Consider the following 19627-nt stretch of genomic DNA (forward strand, 5'->3'; position numbering starts at 1 on the left):
CGACCCGTTAGGTCCAGCACGGATTTCTTCGTTCGAGATTAAGCTCACCTTATGCTCGACCCGCGCAAGCTCCACCTGCTCCGCGAACTCGCCCGGCGCGGCACGATCGCCGCCGTGGCCGAGGCGGTCACGTTCACGCCGTCGGCCGTCTCCCAGCAGCTCAGCGCGCTGGAACGGGAGGCGGGCGTGCGGCTGCTCGAACGCACTGGGCGCACGGTGACGCTGACGCCCGCCGGGCACCTGCTCGTGGAGCACGCGCAGGCCGTACTGGAACAGCTCGAACGTGCTTCGGCCGCCCTCGCCGCCGTCCGTGGCGGCCCTTCGGGCCCGCTGCGGATCGGCGCCTTCCCCACGGCCGCCCGCGTCCTCCTCCCGCCCGCCCTCGCCGACCTGACCGCCGCGCACCCCGGCCTGGAGCCCATGGTGTCCGAGATCGACCCGGCCGACGTCTCTGCGGCACTGCGGGCGGGCGAGCTGGACCTGGCCCTCGTCCACGAGTACGACTTCGTCCCGCCCGTCACCGACGCGTCCACCGAGATCGAGCCCCTGTTCACCGAGCCGATGTACCTCACCGACCGCCCCTCCGTGGCCGCCGCCCGCGCCGACGCCTGGATCATGAACAAGCCCGGCACGCTCTGCCACACCATGGCGATCAGAGCCTGCCAGGCGGCCGGCTTCGAACCGCTCGTCCGTCACCACATCGACGACTTCGACACCGTCCTCGCCTTCGCCGCCGCAGGTCAGGGGGTTGCCCTCGTCCCCCGCTTGGCGGCCGTCGACCCGCCGCGCGGCGTCCGGCTCACCCGGCTACCGCTGAGCCGGCGCACGCTGGCCGCGTTCAGGAGAGGCAACGGCGAGCACCCGGCCATCAGAGCCGCCATCACCGCCTTCCACACCGCCCTCCCCCACCTCCCCCTCTGACCCGGAACACCGGCGCACCTGGGGAACCGGACACGGCCCGTACAGCCGTCGCCGCGACAAGACCGATCACCAGAATCACCACCGATCGCGGACACAACCAGGACGGCTACCGATGGGGGACCGCCACCGGAGTGCCTACCGATCGAGAACGGCATCGAGCACGGCGCCCGCACTGGTCTGAGCCTGGTCATACTCCCCGGCCGTAACCGCCACCACCAGCCCCTCCTCCGGAACCACGAGCAACCGCTGCCCGCCGTTCCCGATGCCCTCGACCCAGCGACGCTCGCCGGTGCTCAGGTACCACTGGTAGCCGTACTCGAACCCGTCCTCGATCACCACCCGGGGCCGCAACATCTCCTGGATCCAGGAGCCGGGCACGACGTCCCGCCCGCCGTCGAGCACGAGCTGCCCGATGGCGGCCAGGTCCACGGGCCGCAGCCGCAGCCCGGACGCGGCCGCCGCCACGCCGTCGCTCCCCTTGGCCCAGGCGTACCGGGTGATGCCGAGCGGCTTGAAGAGCCGTTCCGCCGCGTACTCCTCGATCGGCCGCCCGGTCCCCCGCGCGATGATCGCGCCCATCAGCGCCGACGCCCCGCCGCAGTAGTTCCACCGCGTGCCCGCCGCCTCCACGAGCGGCCGCCCCAGCACGTAGCGGTACCGGTCGGGCGCCAGCTCCATCGCGATCTCACCGTTGGCCGGATCGGTGTAGGGCAGTGACTCGTCCCACTCCAGCCCGAGGGTCATGGTCAACGCATGCTCGACCGTGAGCCGCGCCCGCCCAGGATCCGCCCCCAAATCCCGATATTCCGGAAATTGCCGCATCAACGACTCCTCCGGCCCCGGCACCAGCCCCTCACCCAGCGCGATCCCGTACACCAGCGCCACCACACTCTTGGACACGGACCGCAGATCGTGCAGCGTGTCCCGCTCGAACACGACCTCCCCCAGATCCTCACCGAGATGATGATCGCGCCCAGCACCGTACCGCTCGACCTCGACCCGCCCGCCGCGCATCACCACCAGCCCATGCAGCTGCGGCGCCCGCCCCGCCCGCACCACCTCGTCAACCCGCTCAGCCACTCCCACGGCACACCTTCCTTCGCCATCGACCTGTCCAGATCTACAGCCTTTTGGAGGGGCTTGGGCCGAGTTCCTTCATAGCGCGGTCCCAGGCGTAGGGGGCGGTAGTGGGGTCGGGGTTCGGGACGATGCGTACGCCGTCCGCGCGCAGATCCTCCAGGCTGCGCCGGTACGGTGTGCGTGCGGCGAGGGCGCTGTTGACGAACGGCAGGACGACGACCGGGATGCCCAGGCCCGGAGCCTCCGCCAGGACGCCGAGGGCGTAGGTGTCGGTGATGCCCTGGGCGAACTTGTTGATCGTGTTGTACGTGGCCGGCGCGACGATCATGGCGTCGGCCCTGGGCGGTTTGGGTTCGTGGGGCTTGCGGTAGCGGCTGCGTACGGGGCGGCCGGTCTGCTCTTCCAGGGCGGCCACGTCGATGAAGTCCAGGGCGGACGGTGTGGCCACGATCTGCACGATCCAGCCCGCGTCCTGGGCCAGGGTGACCAGCCGGCCGACGTCGCGGGCCGCGCCGGCCGCGCAGACGACGAGGTAGAGGACTTCGTCCGATGTCTCGCTCACGCGGTGCACTCACTCTCCAGGGAGGCGACAGGGTTCGCTCCCCTCCAGGATCCTCCGCGGGGACGCCTGCTGAGAGGGTCCTCAGTGTGTCTCAGGTGCTCCACAGCGGCCGGGGCGCAGGCTGGGCGGCATGGAGCAACTGCTGCGCAGCCCGGGCGTCATCGCGGGGCTGGTCAAGGTCGAGGCCAGGATCCGGCGGCTGAGCGGGTCGTCCGTGCTGCCGGACATCAACGCGGGCGCGGAGCGGGTCGTGTCCGCGGGTGGCAAGCGGCTGCGGCCCGCGCTGGCTCTGGCCGCCTCGATCGCACTCGGCAAGGCGCCCGATCGCCGGGTGATCACAGCGGCGGCGTGTGTGGAGCTCATCCACACGGGCTCGCTCGTGCACGACGACCTCATGGACCGGGCCGACCGGCGGCGCGGGCAGCGGACGCTCAACGCCGAGCTGGGGGACGGCAAGGCGCTGGTCATCGGGGACTTCATACTGGCCAGGGCCGCGCTGGCGGCGATCGTGAACGTGTCGCGGCCGGTGGCCGAGGTGCTGGCGGCCACGGTGGTGGAGCTGGCGGAGGGCCAGTATCTGGAGACGGCCGACCTGTTCGACACCGGCCGTACGCGGGAGAGCGCGGTGCGGTCGATCACCGGCAAGACGGCGGCCCTGTTCCGGGCGGGCTGCCTGGCGGCGGCGTTGTGCGCGCACGCCCCGGCCGAGGACAGGGCGCGGATGGCGGCGTACGGTGAGCGGTTCGGGCTGATCTTCCAGGTGCTCGACGACCTGCTCGACCTGACCGCGTCGGACGAGCAGCTCGGCAAGCCGGCCGGGAACGACCTGCGCCAGGGCGTCTACAGCCTGCCCCTGCTCATGTCCGGGATCGACCTGGCCGGCGACGGTCTGGTGGGGCGGGACATGAGCGAGGAGCAGGTGGCTCGCGCGCTGCGAGTGCTGCGGGCGAGCCCGATGGCGGGCAACACGATCCGGTACTGCCGGGGCCTGGCCGCCGAGGCGCTGGCCGCCCTGCCGGTGCTCCAGGATGAGGAGATGGGGGTGGTGTTGCGTCGCCTGCCTTCCGCCTATATCGACAGTGTCGAACGCCAGGTGCTTCTTGCTTCCGTCCCCAGTCCCTAGAGGGCGTATCCGGTTCACAACGTTCTGGAGGTGGTGGTGCCGGGCATCCGTCGAAGGTGCCGTCACGTGGCCGGTTCGGTCTCCGCCTTCGAGAGTGGGGCCGCGATCTCCTCCAGCCCCTTCCGTTCGGCCTTCACCCCGAGGAACAGCTCCACCAGCCCACCGATGATCATCACCACCGCCCCGATGCAGAACGCCAGCGCCGTGTCCCCCGGCACCCCGCTCTCGACCAGGGAGGCGAAGACGAGCGGGCCGGCGATGCCGCCCGCGGCCGTGCCGATCGCGAAGAAGAAGGCGATGGCCATGGCCCTGGTCTCCATGGGGAAGATCTCGCTGACGGTCAGGTACGCCGAGCTCGCCCCCGCCGAGGCCACGAAGAGCACCGCGCACCAGCACGCCGTCAGCGTGACCGCCGTGAGCACCCCCTGGTTGAACAGCCAGGCCGTGCCCAGCAGGAGCACCCCGGAGCCGATGTACGTGGCCGAGATCATCGGCACCCGGCCGACGGTGTCGAAGAGGTGGCCGAGCAGCAGCGGGCCGAGGAAGTTGCCGATGGCGATGACGGCGAAGTAGTAGCCCGTGTGCGTGTCGATGCCGTAGAAGGTGGACAGGATCTGCGCGTACCCGAAGGTGATGGCGTTGTAGAGGAACGCCTGCCCGATGAAGAGCGACAGCCCCAGCACCGTCCGCTTCGGATAGAGCGCCACCATCGTGTGCGCGATCCGGACGAACCCGATCGACTTGCGCGTGTGAATGGTCATCGACTGCTGCGGCTCCGGCAGCTTGTCCTCGCCGATGTCGTGCTCGATGTCGCCGACGATCTTCTCGGCCTCGTCGCCCCTGCCGTGGATGAACAGCCAGCGCGGGCTCTCCGGGACGTTGCGCCGTACGAGAAGAATGGCCAGGCCGAGCACCACGCCGAGGCCGAAGGCGACCCGCCAGCCGATGTTGACCGGCAGGTCGTTCAGCAGCGGCACGGTCAGCAACGCGCCGCCGGCCGCGCCGAGCCAGTAGCTGCCGTTGATGATGATGTCGATGCGCCCGCGATGCCGGCTCGGGATGAGCTCGTCGATGGCGGAGTTGATGGCCGCGTACTCGCCGCCGATGCCGAAGCCGGTCAGGAACCTGAACAGGAAGAACCACCACGCGCTGAAGGAGAACGCGGTCATCAGCGTGGCCAGCAGGTAGACGACCAGCGTGATGATGAACAGCTTCTTGCGGCCGAACTTGTCGGTCAGCCAGCCGAAGAACAGCGCTCCCGTGCAGGCGCCTGCCACGTAGAGCGCGGCGGCGACGCCCGCGACCTGGGCCTGGGTGATCTCCAGGCCGCTGCCCGGTTTGGCGAGCTGCGCGGAGAGGTTGCCGACGATGGTGACTTCGAGCCCGTCGAGGATCCAGACGGTGCCGAGTCCTATGACGATCATCCAGTGCCAGCGTGACCACGGCAGCCGGTCCAGCCGTGCGGGCACTTTCGTGGTGACGGTGCCGGTTTCCACGTCGCTCATAGGATCTTCCCGATACCCGGGAAGCGGCGCGCAAACGTCGCGTCAGGCGGCCGGTTTCCTGGCCTCCACGATGCCGGTGGCGAACCACGGGCCGCCGTACCAGAACCGCCAGCCCGCGTTCCGCCTGCGTACGTCGATCACACCCAGGTCGCGCAGAGTGTCCTCGTAGGCGGGCGTGTGCTGGAAGTCCGCGATGAGCACCAGCCCGCCGGGCCGCAGCACGCGCAGCGCCTCACGGACGGCCTGGGCCCGTCCTTCGGCGTCGGGGATGTTGTGCACGGACTGACTCGCGACCACCACGTCGTACGAGTCGTCGCAGAAGGGCAGGTCGCGCAGGTCGCCGGTGACCAGTCGCACCCGGTCGGAGACGCCTTCCAGCTCGGCGTTGCGCCTGGTGACCGGCGCGCGGTTGCCCGACTGGTCCTTGGTGCGCCATCGGTCGACGCCGGTCGCGCTGCCCCGCTCCAGCCGTCCGGCCGCGAGCAGCAGCACCGCTCCCCTGCCGCAGCCCAGGTCGAGCAGCCGTTCGTCGCCGCGCAGCCGCCGCAGCTCCCTGTCCCAGACGACGAACTTGCCGCGCCTGGTCGTGTAGAGGTAGCTGACCGCGCTGGCGAGCGTGTAGAGCCCGCCGAAGAGGAAGGCGACGCCGGCGGGGAGGACGTCGAGGGCGAACGAGATCCCGGCCAGGCCCAGCAGCACGATCGCTCCCAGGAGCAGACCGGCCAGTGCCCAGGGTGCGTCGAACCCGTAGCTGCCGTGACGCTTGCTCATGCTCACGTTATATCTCAATGTGTACTTGACGGTGATTTGACCGAACCCTTGCCCTTAGCAACGCCTGACACGCACCGCGCATTACTAACGTGCTTGGGATGGGCGCACATTGGGGGTTTGACCAGGCATGACGGGAGAGGACCGGCGATTCGGACCGGGCGCGAGCATCGCACTGACGCTGGCCTCGACCCTGTTGTGGGGTGTGGCACACCTGGCCGCTGAGCGCCGTAAGACCGGTCTGGCCCTGATGGCGGCATACGTGCTGATGCTGGCCGGCGTGCTGACCGTGTTCACCGCCTTCAGCGCGAACCTGCTGTCGCTGGCCGTGCAGCCCCGCTGGCTCACCTGGCTCACCGTCGCGCTGGTGGCCGTCGCGCTCGCCTGGACCGGGGTGATCGTCTGGTCGTTCCTGCTGGTACGCCCCGCCCGCTCCGACACCGTCGGCCGCTTCCTGACCACCACGCTCACGGTCGCGCTGTGCGCGCTCGTGCTGGCTCCGACCGCGTACGCCACCCGGCTGGCGTACCTGTCGCGCGACGTCGTGAACACCCTGTTCCCGCGCGGCACCACCGCCACCACCCCCGTCATGGCCCAGGACCCGTGGAACGGTGCGGAACGGGTGAACTTCCTGCTGCTCGGCGGCGACTCCGCGCCCGGCAGGCCCGGGGTGCGTACCGACAGCATGACCGTGGCCAGCGTGAACGTGGCCACCGGCGCGACCGTCCTGTTCGGCCTGCCGCGCAACCTGCAGCAGGTCCAGCTGCCCGTGGGTCCCGCCAGGGACCGCTTCCCCTACGGCTTCACCGGCGCGGGCCCCGACACCCCGGGCCTGCTCAACGAGGTCTTTCAGTACGCCGAGGACCATCCCGAGGTGGTGCCGGGCGTACAGAAGGGGCAGCGCGGCCCCACTCTCATCAAGAAGACCATCGCCGACATCCTCGGCATCCCCGTGGACTACTACGCGATGGTGGACATGAAGGGCTTCGCCGAGATGGTCGACGCCATGGGCGGCGTCCAGGTCACGATCAAGGACCCCATCGTGTACGGCCGTTACCGCGAGGGCCTGCTGCCCGCCGGCACCCGCAAGCTGTCCGGCCAGGAGGCCCTCTGGTACGGCCGCTCCCGCACCGACAGCGACGACTACGTCCGCATGGGACGCCAGAAGTGCCTGCTCAACGCGGTCGCCAAGCAGGCCGACCCGATGACCGTGCTGAACAGCTTCGAACGCCTCGCCGCGGCCACCAAGCGGGCCATCTCCACCGATCTGCCCCAGGACCTCCTGCCCGCGGTGGTCGATCTGGCGCAGAAGGTCAAGGGCGCCAAGATCCGCAGCCTGAACTTCGTGCCGCCGCTGGTCAACACCGCCGACCCGGACTGGTACGCGATCCGGCGCGAGGTGGACGACGCCCTGGAGGAGCGCTCCGCCTCGACCAAGACCTCGGGCCCGCAATCGCCGTCCCCGACGCCGACCGACGCCCCGGTCAGCCTCGACGCCACCTGCGCCTGAGCCCAGGGTCTCACCGAGGCCCAGCCCTTGTCCGCGTCTCCCGCGTCTCCCGCGTCTCCCACGCGTTCCGAGAATGAATCTCATTTCGGTGTGCCCGCCGTTTCCCGTGTCTCCGCGCGACGCCTGTGGCATGATGGTGATCGTCCCCAACGGAAATGATTTTCATCCTCACCTGGAGCAACAGTGAGAGTGGCGTTCGTCGGAAAGGGCGGCAGCGGCAAGACGACGATGTCGGCCTTGTTCGCGAGACACGTGGCGAGCCAGGGCGGCCCGGTGGTGGCCATGGACGCCGACATCAACCAGCACCTGGCCCTCGTGCTCGGCCTCGACGAGCAGCCCGAGCCGCTCGGGGCCCACCTCACCGAGATCAAGGACCGGCTGCGCGGCGACAACCCGCGCATCCCGTCCGCCGAGGTCATGCTCAAGACCACCCCACCCGGCCGCGGCTCCCGGCTGCTCCGCTTCGACGACCTGGCCGCCGACCCCTACGGCTTGACCACCCCCGACGGCCTGCGTCTGCTGGCCACTGGCCCGTTCAGCGAGGACGACCTGGGCGTGGCCTGCTACCACTCGAAGGTCGGCGCGGTGGAGCTGCTGCTCAACCACCTGATCGACGGCCCGGGCGAATACGTCGTGGTCGACATGACCGCAGGCGCCGACTCCTTCGCCTCCGGCCTGTTCACCCGCTTCGACCTGACCTTCCTCGTCGCCGAGCCGACCAGGCAGGGCGTGAGCGTCTACCGGCAGTACCGCGAGTACGCCGCCAAGTACGACGTCGCCCTCGCCGTCGTGGGCAACAAGGTGCACGGCCCGTCCGACGTCGACTTCCTGCGCGAGCACGTGGGTGACGACCTGCTCACCTGGATGGAGCACTCCGCCGCGGTCCGCGCCATGGAGCAGGGCCGCCACTTCACCCTCGACGACCTGGAGCCGGCCAACGCCGACGCCCTCGCCGTGCTCCGCAAGACCCTCGACGAGCAGGAGAAGGACTGGGCCCGCTTCGGCCGCCAGACGGTGGAGTTCCACCTGCGCAACGCGAAGGCTTGGGGCAACGAGCGGACGGGCGCCGACCTCGCCGAGCAGGTCGACCCGGGATTCGTCTACGGCCCCTGAACGCGGGCGAGATCACGCGACTGTTCCCGTTGGGAATCTGGAGCCCTTCCCTTTTCCGACCTAGCGTCAGATTCAATCCCTTTCGAGAGGAGACAGCATGTCGCTGACCGTTCCGAACGATCTGCTCGACCAGGCCAAAGCCGGTGAGGTCGACGACGCGGCCTTCCTCGCCTGCGTCCGCGACTCACTGCCCTACGCGTGGTCGCTGATCAGCGAGCTGGTCAAGCAGCGTGAGCACAGCGGGGCCGAGTTCGCCGACAACGAGGTGCCGCCGCCGTCAGAGGAGGCGCGCGGCCAGCTCCTTCGCTGCCTGGCGAGCGACTCGATGCGTGGCGCGCTGGAGCGTCACTACGGCGTGCGCCTGGCCTTCCAGAACTGCCACCGGGTCGCCGTCTTCGACCCGACGGCCACGAAGGCCCTGGCCGACTTCGTCACCCCGCGCGCTCAGATCCTCAACCAGAAACCGGAGCTCGTCGACTGCTGAGCCCCTGCCCCGGCGGGCCGGTCCAAGGCCGGCCCGCCGGATCAGCCGCAATCAACCGAAGCAGTCGGATCAGCCGGATCAGCCGCGCAACAGCGGCAGCACCTCGGCGCCGAACCTGGCGATGTTCTCCAGCGTCCGCCGATGCTCGCCCAGCCCCTCCACGAGCAGGATGAAGTGCTCGATCCCGGTGCTCTCCGCCGTACGCCGCAGCGTCTCGGCGCAGTGCTCGGCCGACCCCACCGGATGGATTCCGGTCAGCAACTCGACGTACGCGCCGGCGTCCCGAGCCGTGCGCGGCCGATCGTCCACCGGCACATATCCGGCCAGACCGGGCCCCAGCCAGGACGGCATCCGCTCCTTGAGCTCACGCACCGCCTCGGCCGTGGAGTCACCCACCAAGGCCACCCCGGCCGCGACATGGCCCCCAGGCGGCCCTCCGTGCTCGCGGTACCGCCGTACCAGCGCCGCCTTGTCCGCGTCCCCGATGTGCATGCCCAGCAGCATCGGCAGCCCGCGCGAGGCCGCCAGATCGACGGTGCCGGGTGAGGTGCAGGCGACGACCGGCCGCAGCCGCGCCCCCGGCACCATCGGCACCTCGCGAAACCGGAAGAACTCCCCGTCGGCCGCCACCGACGCGCCCGACAGCGCCGACATCAGCAGGTCGAGCGACTCGGCGAACCCCCGCTCATACCGATCGAGCCCGGTCCCGAACACCTCCAGATCCACCCACGGCCCGCCCCTGCCCACCCCCAGCGTGAACCGCCCGCCGGACAGGTGGTGCAGCACGGCGGCCTGCTCGGCCAGCGCCACGGGATGCTGGGTGGACAGCACGCTGACGGCCGTGCCGAGCCCGATGCGGGTGGTCCTGCCGATCGCGACCGCGGCCAGGGTGAGCGGCGAGGGGCAGACGCCGTACGACATGAAGTGGTGTTCGGCGATCCACGCGTCGTCGAACCCCGCCTCCTCGGCCGCGACGATCCACTCCACGGCGTCCGCGAGCGTCGGCCCGGCCTGCCGGCCGGGGAACAGGCCCGCGACCACGAAAATGCCGATGCGCACCCACCGAATGATGACCGATCGGCGCGACTACGCGAAGAGGCTGGCCTGCCCCTCGCCCGCCAGCGGGTCACGATGGTGCTTCAAGTGTCGCCATTGGGGCAGCTCGTCTAGGTATGACCAGGAGAGCCGATGGTGCGGGGTGGGCCCGAGACGGGCGAGCGCCTCCTGATGCACGGGTGAGGGGTAGCCCGCGTTCTCCGCGAACCCGTACTCGTCGCAGCCGATCGTCCCCATGTACGCATCGCGCCGCACCTTGGCCAGCACCGAGGCCGCGGCGACGGAGATGCTCGCCGCGTCACCCTTGACCTCAAGCCGCACCGGCCACGGCGCGCCGATGTAGTCGTGCTTGCCGTCGAGGATCACCGCGTCGGGACGGACCGGCAGCGACTCCAGCGCCCGGCGCGCGGCCCTGCGCAGGGCCTCCGTCATGCCGAGCGTGTCGATCTCCTCGTGCGTGGCCTCGCCGAAGCCGACGCCCGCCGCCCAGACCGCCAGTTCGGCGGCCAGCGGACCGCGTCTGGCCACGGAAACCTGCTTGGAGTCGGTCAGGCCGGCCGGCGGCTCGGACAGGTCGGTGACGACCGCGCAGACCGTGACCGGCCCCGCCCACGCGCCCCGGCCCACTTCGTCCACGCCCGCGACCGTCCGGACGCTGGGCTGGGAGAGCAGCAACTGCTCGATCTCGTACGTCGGCGCCATGCCCGCAGACGCTATCGCCTCACAGGACCATGACCGCACAGACCGAAGAAGAAGCAGCAGCAGACCCATACCGACCGTCACTCACCGAACGACCTCCCGACGACAGAGCCCGCCGACCGCACCGCGCCGCCCTCCCACCCGCCGCCGGAGTCGGAGTCGGCGGGGTCGGCAGAACGGTCCTTTCGCGACCGCTCAGCCAGCCGTACCGGCTCCAGGTCGGCCGCGATGTAGCGGGCAGCGACGTGGATGGCGCGCAGCGTCACGTGCACCGACGGCCGGTGCACGCTGGACCCGCGCGCGACCGCGTGTACGTCGCGCGCCACCGGATCGCCGGGGAACTGCCGCACGGCCAGCCCGCGCACACCGGCGGCCAGGGCCAGCGCGGGCACGGCGGCGATGCCGATGCCCTTGGCGACCAGCGACAGGATCGTTCCCAGCCCCTCGAACTCCCACGGCGTCGGCCGGGTGCCGCCCACGTCCACGAGCAGCCGGTCCACCGCCAGCCGCGAGGGCTCGCCGTCGGGGGTGGCCATCCACGGCTCGTCGCGCAGCTCCCGCAGGTCGAGGGGCACGTCGGGGTCGGCCAGGCGGTGCTTGCGCGGGACGACCAGCACCATGGGGTCGCGCAGCAGGGGGAAGGCGCGCAGGCTCTCGCTGTCGCGGACGCGGCCGTACCAGTCGTCGACGAGCGCGATGTCCACCTCGCCCGACTGCACCTCGCGCATCCCCCGCCCCGACCTGCTCTGTCCCAGCCGCAGCGTGAGCTCGGTGTGACGGCGCAGCGAGCGCGCCAGCGCGGGCGCGAACGCCACCGCCGCCGTCGGGAAGGCGCTCACCACGACCCGCCCGGACGGTGTGCCGGCGTGCGCGGAGAGGTCGGACTCGGCCTCCTCCACCATCGACAGGATGCGCTCGGCGTGCAGGACGAGCCGGCGACCGGCGTCGGTCAGCTCGGCGCTGCGCGCCGTCCTGTCGATGAGCGCCGTGCCGGTTTCGCGTTCGAGCGCGACCAGCTGTTGAGAGACGGCCGACGGACTGTAGCCGAGCGCTTCTGCCGTCGCCGCGATACTTCCCTTCCTTGCGAACTCGCAGATCAGGACCAATCGCCGCAATTCGAGCATCAGACTTCCTTATGCCTACCCACAAAAAGCTCCGCTTGTGCTGATGCCTTCATCCAACCACTCTGGGAACGTGACAAACATGACCGTAACTCTGTCCGCCACCCTGGCGGCGAATGAGGACATCGAGCGAAGACGACGCGCCGGGGAGCGCGTGCTGCACCTGGCCTTCGGTGAAGCCGGTCTGCCCGTCCACCCGGCGCTGCGCGACAGGCTGGCCGCCGCCTCCGAGCGCAACGGCTACGGGCCGGTCGCGGGGGCGCCCGGCCTGCGGGCCGCGGCGGCGGGCTACTGGACACGACGGGGGCTCACCACCGACCCCGACCTGGTCGTCTGCGGTCCCGGCAGCAAGTCACTGCTGTACGGCCTGCTGCTGGCGATCGGCGGAGACATCGTCCTGCCCATGCCCAGCTGGGTCAGCTACGCCGCGCAGGCCGACCTGGTCGGCTCACGTCCCCTCCTGGTGCCCGCACCGCCAGGAGAGGGCGGAGTGCCCGATCCCGACCTGGTGGCCGCCGAGGTGCGCCTGGCCAGGTCACAGGGCAGGACCGTCAGCTCCGTGCTGGTGACCCTGCCCGACAACCCGACCGGACGCCTGGCCACGCCCGAGACCATCGCCCGCCTGGTCCGGGTCGCCCGCGAGTTCGACCTGACCATCATCTCCGACGAGATCTACCGCGACCTGCTGCACGACCCCGACCTGCCCTACACCTCACCGGCCGATCTGGCGCCCGAGCGCACGATCATCACCACCGGGCTGAGCAAGAGCCTGGCCCTGGGCGGCTGGCGGATCGGCGTGGCCCGGCTGCCCGAGAACGGTCACGAGCTGCGCAGGCAGCTGCTCGCGGTGGCCAGCGAGATCTGGTCGGCGCCGGCGGCTCCCGTACAGGAGGCCGCTGCCTACGCCTTCGGCGATCCCGAAGAGCTGACCGAGCGCATCGCCCGCAGCCGCCGGTTGCACGGCGTGGTCGCCCGCGCGGTCCACGACAGGTTCACCGAGATCGGCGCCTGCGTGCCCATGCCGCAGGGCGGCTTCTACCTCTATCCCGACCTCAGCCACCTACGGCTCGGCGGCTCCGCCGAGATCACCAAGCTGCTGCTCGAAGAGCACGGCATCGGCGTCCTGCCGGGACACGCCTTCGGCGACACGCCGACGGCCGCCCGGGTCAGGGTCGCGGTGAGCCTGCTCTACGGCGACTCCGCCGAGGAGCGCGGCGCCGCCCTGAACAGCCCCGATCCACTCCAGTTGCCGTGGATCGCCGCCAATCTGGACTTCCTGTCGGCCGGGCTGAGCAGGCTGTCGCCGGTACGCCACAGCGTGGTGGGCGAACGGCCCGCCACCCTCGTGCCGACGGCATGTCACGGTTAGGCGAATCTTTCCCCAAGAGCGGGTTTACCCTCCCCCAAAAGGGGGCTCTGACCTGCGGAAACACCACATCCGCAATTCGGCCGGGAAGATGGTTGTGACTGCCTGGTGACGCGCACGCTCCGTAGCCCTCATCATGTGCTCATGCCCGCTCTTGTCACCCTGTCCGGGCGCCTCGTGCGCCTGGAACCTCTCAGCCTGGCGGCGGTCGAGGACCTCGTCGCCGCAGCGAGTGAAGACCGCTCCACCTACGCCTTCACTCGCGTCCCGCATGGCCGGGACGAGGTCGTCTCCTACGTGGAGGCGGCCATGGCTGAGCAGGCGGAGGGCCGCTCATTGCCCTTCGCCATCCGGTGGCTGAACACCGACCGCGTGGTCGGTGCCACCCGTCTCATGCACCTGGAGTACTGGCAGGGCCCCATGCCCTGGCCGCCGGGTACACGAGGTGCGGTAGGCGACACCCCGTCCGTGGCCGACATCGGTTACACCTGGCTGGGCGCCTGCGCCCAGGGCACCGGGGTCAACCGGGAGAGCAAATACCTCCTGCTCTCGCACGCCTTCGAGACGTGGCACGTCCACCGCATCACCCTGAAAGCAGATGTACGCAACACCAGATCCCGGGCCGCCATCGAGGCTCTCGGCGCACACTTCGACGGGGTGCGACGAGCGGATAGCCGAGGCGCCGACAACACGGTCCGAGATACCGCGTTCTACTCGATCCTGAACTCCGAATGGCCGCTCGTCCGCGAGCGCCTGGCCATGAGGCTCGGTCTGGTCGAGGCAGCCTGAGAACCCGTCCGCAATAACCCCGCCCGATTTGATCGGGCGGGGTCGTATTTTTTCCGGCCTACATTCCCTCTACATGACACACGCCCCCGCGATGCGTGTCACGCCTCACAGACCACCATCGGGGGCGCCGCTCAACACCCAATCAAAGGCGGATCAACGCTTCGGTGAACGATCAACCTGGATCTAGGTGACGAGAAGGTATGGATCTATCATTTGGTAACAAATCGTTCCATTGGCTTGGAGACATACGGCATGGTCGGTCAGAGCGTTGAAGGCGGGCTGCGCTTCGCCGTGCTCGGTCCTGTCCGCGCGTGGCGAGACGGCCGGGAACTCGACCTGGGCACGCCCTTGCAGCGTTCCATCCTCGGCATGCTGCTGCTCCGGCAGGGTCACGCGGTCACGCCCAACGAGATGATCGACGCGGTTTGGGGCGAGGAGGCGCCGCCGCGGGCCCTGGGGGCGCTGCGCACGTACGTCTCCCGGCTGCGTACGGTGCTGGAGCCCGACCGCCCCGCCCGCTCACGCCCCGAGCTGCTCACCTCCATCGGCCGCGGCTACGCGCTGCGCCTGCCGGACGACGCGCTCGACCTGGCCAGGTTCGAACGCGGGATCGGCCAGGCCGAGGCCGCGCGCAAGTCCGGCCGGCTGGCCGAGGCCGCCAGGGAGCTGCGTTCGGCGCTGGCGCTGTTCGAGGGCGAGCCGCTGGCCGGCACCGTCGGCCCCTACTCCGAGCACCAGCGCGACCGGCTCATCGAGCGGCGCATCAGCGTCACCGAGACGCTCATGGACGTTGACCTGGAGCTGGGCAACCACGCGGAGGTCGTCTCCGAGCTGATCGCCCTGACCGCCGACCACCCGCTGCGCGAACGGCTGCGCGCCCAGCTCATGCTCGCCCTCTACCGCTGTGGCCGGCAGGGCGACGCGCTGAGCGTCTTCACCGAGACCCGCGAGGCCCTGATCGACGAGCTGGGCATCGAGCCAGGACCCGAGCTGAGCGCCCTGCACCAGCGCATCCTGGCCGCCGACCCCGCTCTGGCGCTGGAGACCTCTGACATCCCGCAAGCGGATGAGCCCGCGCAGGAGCAGGAGGAGCAGCCGCCCGCTCCCGAGCTGCCCAGGCCGGCGCAGCTCCCCGCCGCCGCCGGCGACTTCACCGGCCGCAAGGAGATCGTGGTACGGCTGCGCACGCTCCTGTCGGCCCACTCCCCGGCTCCGCTGTCCACCACCAGGTCGGCGCCGGAAGGCGTGCCGGTGGCGGCCATCTCCGGCATCGGCGGCGTCGGCAAGACCGCGCTCGCCGTCCACGTGGCCCACCTGCTCGACGACGCCTTCCCCGACGGCCAGCTCTACGCCGACCTGCGCGGCTACAGCGACGAGGCCACCGCGCCCGCGTCGGCGCTCGGCGGCTTCCTGCGTGCGCTCGGCATCCCACCCGATGTCATCCCCGACGGTGAGGCCGAGCGTTCGGCGCTCTTCCGCTCGCTGCTGGCCGAGCGGCGCATCCTCGTGCTGCTCGACAACGCCCGCGACGCCGAGCAGGTCAGCCCGCTGCTGCCGGGCGCCCCCGGCTGCGCCGCCATCGTCACCAGCCGGGGCAAGCTGGCCGACCTGCCCTCGGCCAAGCTCATCGACCTCGACGTGATGGAGCCGGACGAGGCGTTGCAGCTGTTCGCCACGGTGGCCGGCGCCGAGCGGGCCTCGGCCGAGCACGGCGCGGCCATGGACGCGGTGGCCGCGTGCGGGTTCCTGCCGCTGGCGGTGCGCATCCTGGCCGCCCGGCTGGCCGCCCGCCCGTCCTGGACGGTCGCCTCGCTGGTGTCGCGCCTTACCGACGAGCAGCGCCGCCTCGACGAGCTGCGCGTCGGCAACCTGGCCGTCGAGGCCACGTTCGCGCTCGGGTACGGGCAGCTCACCCCCACCCAGGCCCGCGCCTTCCGGCTGCTGTCGCTGCCCAACGGCCCCGACGTCTCCACGGGGGCGGCGGCGGCCGTGCTGGCGACGAGCGTCCTGGAGGCCGAGGAGGTGCTCGAATCGCTGGTGGACGCCAGCCTGCTGGAGGCCCCGGCGCCCGGCCGCTACCGCTTCCACGACCTGCTCAAGCTCTTCGCCAGGCGGACACTGGACAAGGCCGAGCGGCCCCAAACGCGTACGACGGCGCTGCGCCGGCTGCTCGACTTCTACCTGGCCTCGGCGCGCTCCGCGCACACGCTGGCCTACGAGGGCAGCATGATCCCGGCCAACCTCGCCGTGGCCGGCACCGGGCTCGACTTCACCTCGGTCGACGAGGCCGTGGCCTGGCTGATCGCCGAGGGCGACTCGTTGTTCGCGGCCATCTATCAGGCCGCCGCGTCGGCCCGCGCGCCCGGGCAGCTGCTGCCCGCCGGCGACCTGCTGGTGGCGATGGAGCCGCTGCTGGAGTCGGGCACCCACACCCGCGAGTTCGACCAGAGCACCCGTGCCGTGCTCGCCGCCGCACAGAACATCGGCGACGAGGGCGGCGAGCTGCGCGCCCGCTACGTGCTGGGCCGGGTGCTGTTCGCCGGCAACCGGCTCAAGCAGGCCGAGGAGCAGTTCAGGGTGGTGGACGAGCTGTCGCGCGCCCGCGGGGAGAAGGTCGTCACCGGCGAGGTGCTCAACGCCCTGGCCGTCGTGGTCGGCAGGCAGCGGCGGCACACTGAGGCGCTGGCCCTGTTCGACGCGGCGTCGCGCTTCTACCGCGAGAACGGCGTGCCGGCCGGCGAGGCGCTGGTGCTCAGCTACTCGGCCCGCGACCATCTGGGCCTGGGCCGGCCCGAGGACGCCATCGCCGCGGCGGAGAAGGGCCTGGCCATCTTCACCGAGATCGGCAGCGGCGCCGGCACCGCCAGGGCCCGCTATCACCTCGGCATCGTGCTCAGCCGCGTCGGCCGGATCACCGAGGCCGTCCACCACCACGCCGAGTGCCTGGCCTTCTTCCGGGCCAGCAAGCAGCGGGTGTGGGAGCAGCGGGTCTGCTCCCGGCTGGCCGAGACGTTCATCGCCGCGGAACGGTACGCCGAGGCGGTGCGCCATGCCGAGGAGGCCCTGGTGGTCGCCCGCGACATCGGCCATCCCTACGGCGAGGCGCTCTCGCTCACCGTACTCGGCAAGGCGCTGCACGGCCTCGGCAGCAGGACGAGGAGCATCGACTGCCTACGGAGGGCGTTCGAGATCTTCGCCAGGCTCGGCGCGCCCGAGGCCGGCGATCTCAAGGCCCTGCTCGACGGCGCCTCCGCCGGCGAGTCCGTCAGCGGTCCCGTCGGCGGGTCCATGAGAGGCCCCGTCAGTAGCCCCGTGAGCGAGCCCGCCGATTCCGTCGTCGAGTCCTGAGTACAGCTCGTCGTCCAGACGTGTCATCCACACATGGTTGATCAAGGCTGTCCTTAGGGAGTCACGAACACCTCGTGATCGGTCGTGTTCAGCCCGGCCGGCCATCTCATAGGCCACCACGCGTCGCTAGGGGGCCCGGTTATCCGGATGCTCCGCGTAGTGACCAGCCGCCTCACTTAAGACGGCCGGCCGGACCCGACACGGCCCTCGAACCCCCCAGGTCCGTGTCCTGGCTCAGAGCCTCCACCCTGGAAATTGACATCCAATCAACGGCGGATAAACCCTCGGATCAGAGCAGGAAGTAGCCCTCGGCGATGAGCGGCCTGATCGCGTCGGAGTTGGCGATCTCGCCGTCGCCGACCAGCTCGGCGATCACGTTGAGCAGGGGTCCGAGCGCCAGCTCGCCGTCGCACACGCCGGCCAGCGCGGCCTCCACCGTGCCGACCTCCTTGCTGCGGCGCAGCCCCTGGGTCTGGCGCAGCACGATGCGGATCGGGTCCTCGGCGCCCGGCAGCCCGACCCGCTCGTCGAGCAGCCCTTCGGCGGTACGCAGCAGCGCGCCGTCGAGGTCGTCGGCCCGGTGCGCGGCGGCGATGGAGTCGATGACGGAGTCGACGTAGTCGCCGACCGGGAGCGCGACCTGGTGGGCGAGGTGCTCCACCCGGACGACCGGGTCGAGCGTGCCGGAGTTGCGCATGGTGATCCAGCCGAACCCGACGCCCTCCACCCCGCGCTCCTCGAACCAGGCCAGCCACCGGTCGTAGTGCTCCGCGTAGTGCCTGGTGCCCTGCTCGGCCGCGTCCTTGAGCCACAGCTCGACGTATTCGGCCGGGTCCTGCACGTCGCGCTCGACCACCCAGGCGTCGCAGCCGCTCTCGCTCAGCCAGCCGCCGACGCGGTCGCGCCAGTCTTCTCCCTCCACGTGCAGCCAGTTGGCCAGGAAATGGGCCTGACCTCCCGGGTTGAGGTAGCGGGGCGTCTCGCGGACGAGGTCGCGGCAGAAGTCGTCGCCGTCACCGCCCGACTCGCGGTAGGTCAGCTTGCCCTCGCTAGCCGGGGCGATGACGAACGGAGGATTGCTCACGATCAGGTCGAACAGCTCGCCCTCGACCGGCTCGAACCGCGACCCGGCCCGCGTCTCGACGCCCTCGACCCCGGACAGCTCCCAGCTCAGCCGGGCCAGCTCCAGGGCCCGCGGGTTGAGGTCGGTGGCCACGACGTGCTCGGCCCGGCCGGCCAGGTGCAGCACCTGCACGCCGCAGCCGGTGCCGAGATCGAGCGCGCGGCTCACGGGGCGGCGGGTGACCAACTGGGCCAGGTTGGCCGAGGCTCCGCCCGCGCCCACCACGTGGTCGGGCCGCAGCGCGGGGTCGCCTGGGCGTACCTTCCTGTCGGAGACCAGGTAGCCGCCGGTCTCCCAGGGCTGCAGGTGGACGGTGGCGACGACCTGGTCACCGTCGGCCGTGACCAGGCCCGAATCCAGCACCTCAGGCGGCACGCTCTTGGCCGGCACGGGGACGCCGAGCCACCAGAGCCGGATCAGCGTGGCCAGCGGGTCGCCGTCCGCGGTCGCGCGCAGGGCCGGGGTCAGCTCCTCCCTGGCCAGGGCTGAGGCGGCCATGGCGCCCAGGCGCTCGCGTACGCCGTCGATCGAGTAGCCGGTTTCGAGGAGGTGATGGCGCAGTCGTTCCACAAGGCCATCCTTTCACCGTGAAATCTTCCGCATGATCCGATACCGACAGTGCTCATACTGTTACTTAAGGACCCAAGCGTTCTGCAAGCGGGGGACAAGCCGCGCGCGATATCACTGTCGGTGTCGGCACGTCACCCCGAGGAGCGCGCCCCATGCTGATCCCATGCCTGGCCTGCGAGTCCCGCTTCGGTCCTGACGAATACTTCAACGCCTGCTCCGACTACAACCGGGGCATGGACCTCGTCTCCTGGACGTGCCCGCGCTGCGGCAACCGCGACGACCTTCGGGTGCTGCCCGGCGAGCTGGGCTTCGGCTATCCGCATCGGGGCAGGTTCGACGTGCACGACCGGCTCCGCGTCCCCGGCCTGCGCAGGCAGCGGGGCGATCTGCGGCTGGACATCTCGCTCGACCGGGCGAGCTGGCACGTGGCCACGCGCCTGCGCCAGCCCGCCTGACCCGCCGTCTCCCGGCCGCCCTTTCGCGGCGGCC

The 19627-nt window shown here is 70.7% G+C and carries 17 protein-coding genes; 9 read left to right on the plus strand and 8 right to left on the minus strand.

Features of this window, described 5'->3' with window-relative positions:
- The first annotated feature begins 51 nt into the window (after nt 1-51).
- Nucleotides 52-921: a LysR substrate-binding domain-containing protein gene (locus AB0C28_RS01785; RefSeq protein WP_358072720.1), complete on the plus strand. Its 870-nt coding sequence runs from the start codon at nt 52-54 to the stop codon at nt 919-921.
- A 135-nt stretch (nt 922-1056) separates the two neighbouring features.
- Here AB0C28_RS01785 and AB0C28_RS01790 read toward each other — a convergent pair whose 3' ends face one another.
- On the minus strand, nt 1057-2001 hold the full coding sequence (locus tag AB0C28_RS01790) for a serine hydrolase (RefSeq protein WP_358072722.1): 945 nt from the start codon (nt 1999-2001) through the stop codon (nt 1057-1059).
- A 40-nt stretch (nt 2002-2041) separates the two neighbouring features.
- Nucleotides 2042-2563, minus strand: coding sequence for a flavoprotein (locus tag AB0C28_RS01795; RefSeq protein WP_357839957.1), 522 nt, complete (start codon nt 2561-2563; stop codon nt 2042-2044).
- Between the two features lie 130 nt (nt 2564-2693).
- Between AB0C28_RS01795 and AB0C28_RS01800 the strand changes: the two genes are divergently transcribed.
- On the plus strand, nt 2694-3686 hold the full coding sequence (locus tag AB0C28_RS01800; RefSeq protein ID WP_358072724.1) for a polyprenyl synthetase family protein: 993 nt from the start codon (nt 2694-2696) through the stop codon (nt 3684-3686).
- A 62-nt stretch (nt 3687-3748) separates the two neighbouring features.
- On the opposite strand, the gene AB0C28_RS01805 is transcribed toward AB0C28_RS01800, so the two are convergent.
- Together AB0C28_RS01805 and AB0C28_RS01810 are read right to left on the minus strand one after the other, a co-directional pair.
- Nucleotides 3749-5191, minus strand: a complete 1443-nt coding sequence (locus AB0C28_RS01805; RefSeq protein ID WP_358072726.1) for an MFS transporter — start codon at nt 5189-5191, stop codon at nt 3749-3751.
- Between the two features lie 42 nt (nt 5192-5233).
- Complete coding sequence (locus AB0C28_RS01810; protein ID WP_357839948.1) at nt 5234-5962, minus strand: class I SAM-dependent methyltransferase; 729 nt, start codon at nt 5960-5962, stop codon at nt 5234-5236.
- 127 nt (nt 5963-6089) lie between these two features.
- On the opposite strand from AB0C28_RS01810, the gene AB0C28_RS01815 reads away from it, so the two are divergent.
- From AB0C28_RS01815 to AB0C28_RS01825, 3 genes are all read left to right on the plus strand, one after another.
- Nucleotides 6090-7469: an LCP family protein gene (locus tag AB0C28_RS01815; RefSeq protein WP_358072728.1), complete on the plus strand. Its 1380-nt coding sequence runs from the start codon at nt 6090-6092 to the stop codon at nt 7467-7469.
- Between the two features lie 183 nt (nt 7470-7652).
- Nucleotides 7653-8582: an ATP-binding protein gene (locus tag AB0C28_RS01820; protein WP_357839942.1), complete on the plus strand. Its 930-nt coding sequence runs from the start codon at nt 7653-7655 to the stop codon at nt 8580-8582.
- 97 nt (nt 8583-8679) lie between these two features.
- On the plus strand, nt 8680-9066 hold the full coding sequence (locus tag AB0C28_RS01825) for an SCO5389 family protein (RefSeq protein ID WP_326632854.1): 387 nt from the start codon (nt 8680-8682) through the stop codon (nt 9064-9066).
- A gap of 78 nt (nt 9067-9144) precedes the next feature.
- Here the strand turns inward: AB0C28_RS01825 and AB0C28_RS01830 are convergent, their stop codons facing one another.
- The 3 genes from AB0C28_RS01830 to AB0C28_RS01840 all read right to left on the minus strand — a co-directional run bounded on the left by AB0C28_RS01830 (nt 9145) and on the right by AB0C28_RS01840 (nt 11945).
- Entirely contained in the window at nt 9145-10125 is a 981-nt protein-coding gene (locus AB0C28_RS01830; protein ID WP_358072730.1) for an LLM class flavin-dependent oxidoreductase, read from the minus strand.
- Between the two features lie 27 nt (nt 10126-10152).
- Nucleotides 10153-10824, minus strand: coding sequence for a ribonuclease HII (locus tag AB0C28_RS01835; protein WP_357839936.1), 672 nt, complete (start codon nt 10822-10824; stop codon nt 10153-10155).
- A 77-nt stretch (nt 10825-10901) separates the two neighbouring features.
- Nucleotides 10902-11945, minus strand: coding sequence for a LysR family transcriptional regulator (locus AB0C28_RS01840; protein WP_357839933.1), 1044 nt, complete (start codon nt 11943-11945; stop codon nt 10902-10904).
- Between the two features lie 79 nt (nt 11946-12024).
- On the opposite strand from AB0C28_RS01840, the gene AB0C28_RS01845 reads away from it, so the two are divergent.
- The 3 genes from AB0C28_RS01845 to AB0C28_RS01855 all read left to right on the plus strand — a co-directional run bounded on the left by AB0C28_RS01845 (nt 12025) and on the right by AB0C28_RS01855 (nt 17445).
- Nucleotides 12025-13311: a pyridoxal phosphate-dependent aminotransferase gene (locus tag AB0C28_RS01845; RefSeq protein ID WP_357839930.1), complete on the plus strand. Its 1287-nt coding sequence runs from the start codon at nt 12025-12027 to the stop codon at nt 13309-13311.
- Nucleotides 13312-13452: 141 nt separating this feature from the next.
- Nucleotides 13453-14097 (plus strand): GNAT family protein, encoded by a 645-nt coding sequence (locus AB0C28_RS01850; RefSeq protein ID WP_346101625.1) that lies wholly within the window; start codon nt 13453-13455, stop codon nt 14095-14097.
- 252 nt (nt 14098-14349) lie between these two features.
- Nucleotides 14350-17445, plus strand: a complete 3096-nt coding sequence (locus AB0C28_RS01855; RefSeq protein ID WP_358072732.1) for a BTAD domain-containing putative transcriptional regulator — start codon at nt 14350-14352, stop codon at nt 17443-17445.
- 289 nt (nt 17446-17734) lie between these two features.
- Here AB0C28_RS01855 and AB0C28_RS01860 read toward each other — a convergent pair whose 3' ends face one another.
- A complete protein-coding gene (locus AB0C28_RS01860) occupies nt 17735-19138 on the minus strand; it encodes a class I SAM-dependent methyltransferase (protein ID WP_358072734.1) in 1404 nt (467 codons plus the stop codon).
- A gap of 152 nt (nt 19139-19290) precedes the next feature.
- Between AB0C28_RS01860 and AB0C28_RS01865 the strand changes: the two genes are divergently transcribed.
- A complete protein-coding gene (locus AB0C28_RS01865; protein WP_346101628.1) occupies nt 19291-19593 on the plus strand; it encodes a hypothetical protein in 303 nt (100 codons plus the stop codon).
- The last annotated feature ends 34 nt before the right edge of the window (nt 19594-19627 follow it).

It is taken from the genome of Nonomuraea sp. NPDC048892 (assembly GCF_040649735.1).
Lineage (GTDB): Bacteria > Actinomycetota > Actinomycetes > Streptosporangiales > Streptosporangiaceae > Nonomuraea > Nonomuraea maheshkhaliensis.

Excerpts from the sequence above, each read along its gene's own strand:
- AB0C28_RS01785 (WP_358072720.1), top strand. The coding sequence starts at position 52 with ATGCTCGACCCGCGCAAGCTCCACCTGCTCCGCGAACTCGCCCGGCGC.
- AB0C28_RS01810 (WP_357839948.1), bottom strand. The coding sequence starts at position 5,962 with ATGAGCAAGCGTCACGGCAGCTACGGGTTCGACGCACCCTGGGCACTG.
- AB0C28_RS01840 (WP_357839933.1), bottom strand. The coding sequence starts at position 11,945 with ATGCTCGAATTGCGGCGATTGGTCCTGATCTGCGAGTTCGCAAGGAAG.
- AB0C28_RS01835 (WP_357839936.1), bottom strand. The coding sequence starts at position 10,824 with ATGGCGCCGACGTACGAGATCGAGCAGTTGCTGCTCTCCCAGCCCAGC.
- AB0C28_RS01815 (WP_358072728.1), top strand. The coding sequence starts at position 6,090 with ATGACGGGAGAGGACCGGCGATTCGGACCGGGCGCGAGCATCGCACTG.
- AB0C28_RS01805 (WP_358072726.1), bottom strand. The coding sequence starts at position 5,191 with ATGAGCGACGTGGAAACCGGCACCGTCACCACGAAAGTGCCCGCACGG.
- AB0C28_RS01865 (WP_346101628.1), top strand. The coding sequence starts at position 19,291 with ATGCTGATCCCATGCCTGGCCTGCGAGTCCCGCTTCGGTCCTGACGAA.
- AB0C28_RS01845 (WP_357839930.1), top strand. The coding sequence starts at position 12,025 with ATGACCGTAACTCTGTCCGCCACCCTGGCGGCGAATGAGGACATCGAG.
- AB0C28_RS01850 (WP_346101625.1), top strand. The coding sequence starts at position 13,453 with ATGCCCGCTCTTGTCACCCTGTCCGGGCGCCTCGTGCGCCTGGAACCT.
- AB0C28_RS01800 (WP_358072724.1), top strand. The coding sequence starts at position 2,694 with ATGGAGCAACTGCTGCGCAGCCCGGGCGTCATCGCGGGGCTGGTCAAG.
- AB0C28_RS01855 (WP_358072732.1), top strand. The coding sequence starts at position 14,350 with ATGGTCGGTCAGAGCGTTGAAGGCGGGCTGCGCTTCGCCGTGCTCGGT.
- AB0C28_RS01825 (WP_326632854.1), top strand. The coding sequence starts at position 8,680 with ATGTCGCTGACCGTTCCGAACGATCTGCTCGACCAGGCCAAAGCCGGT.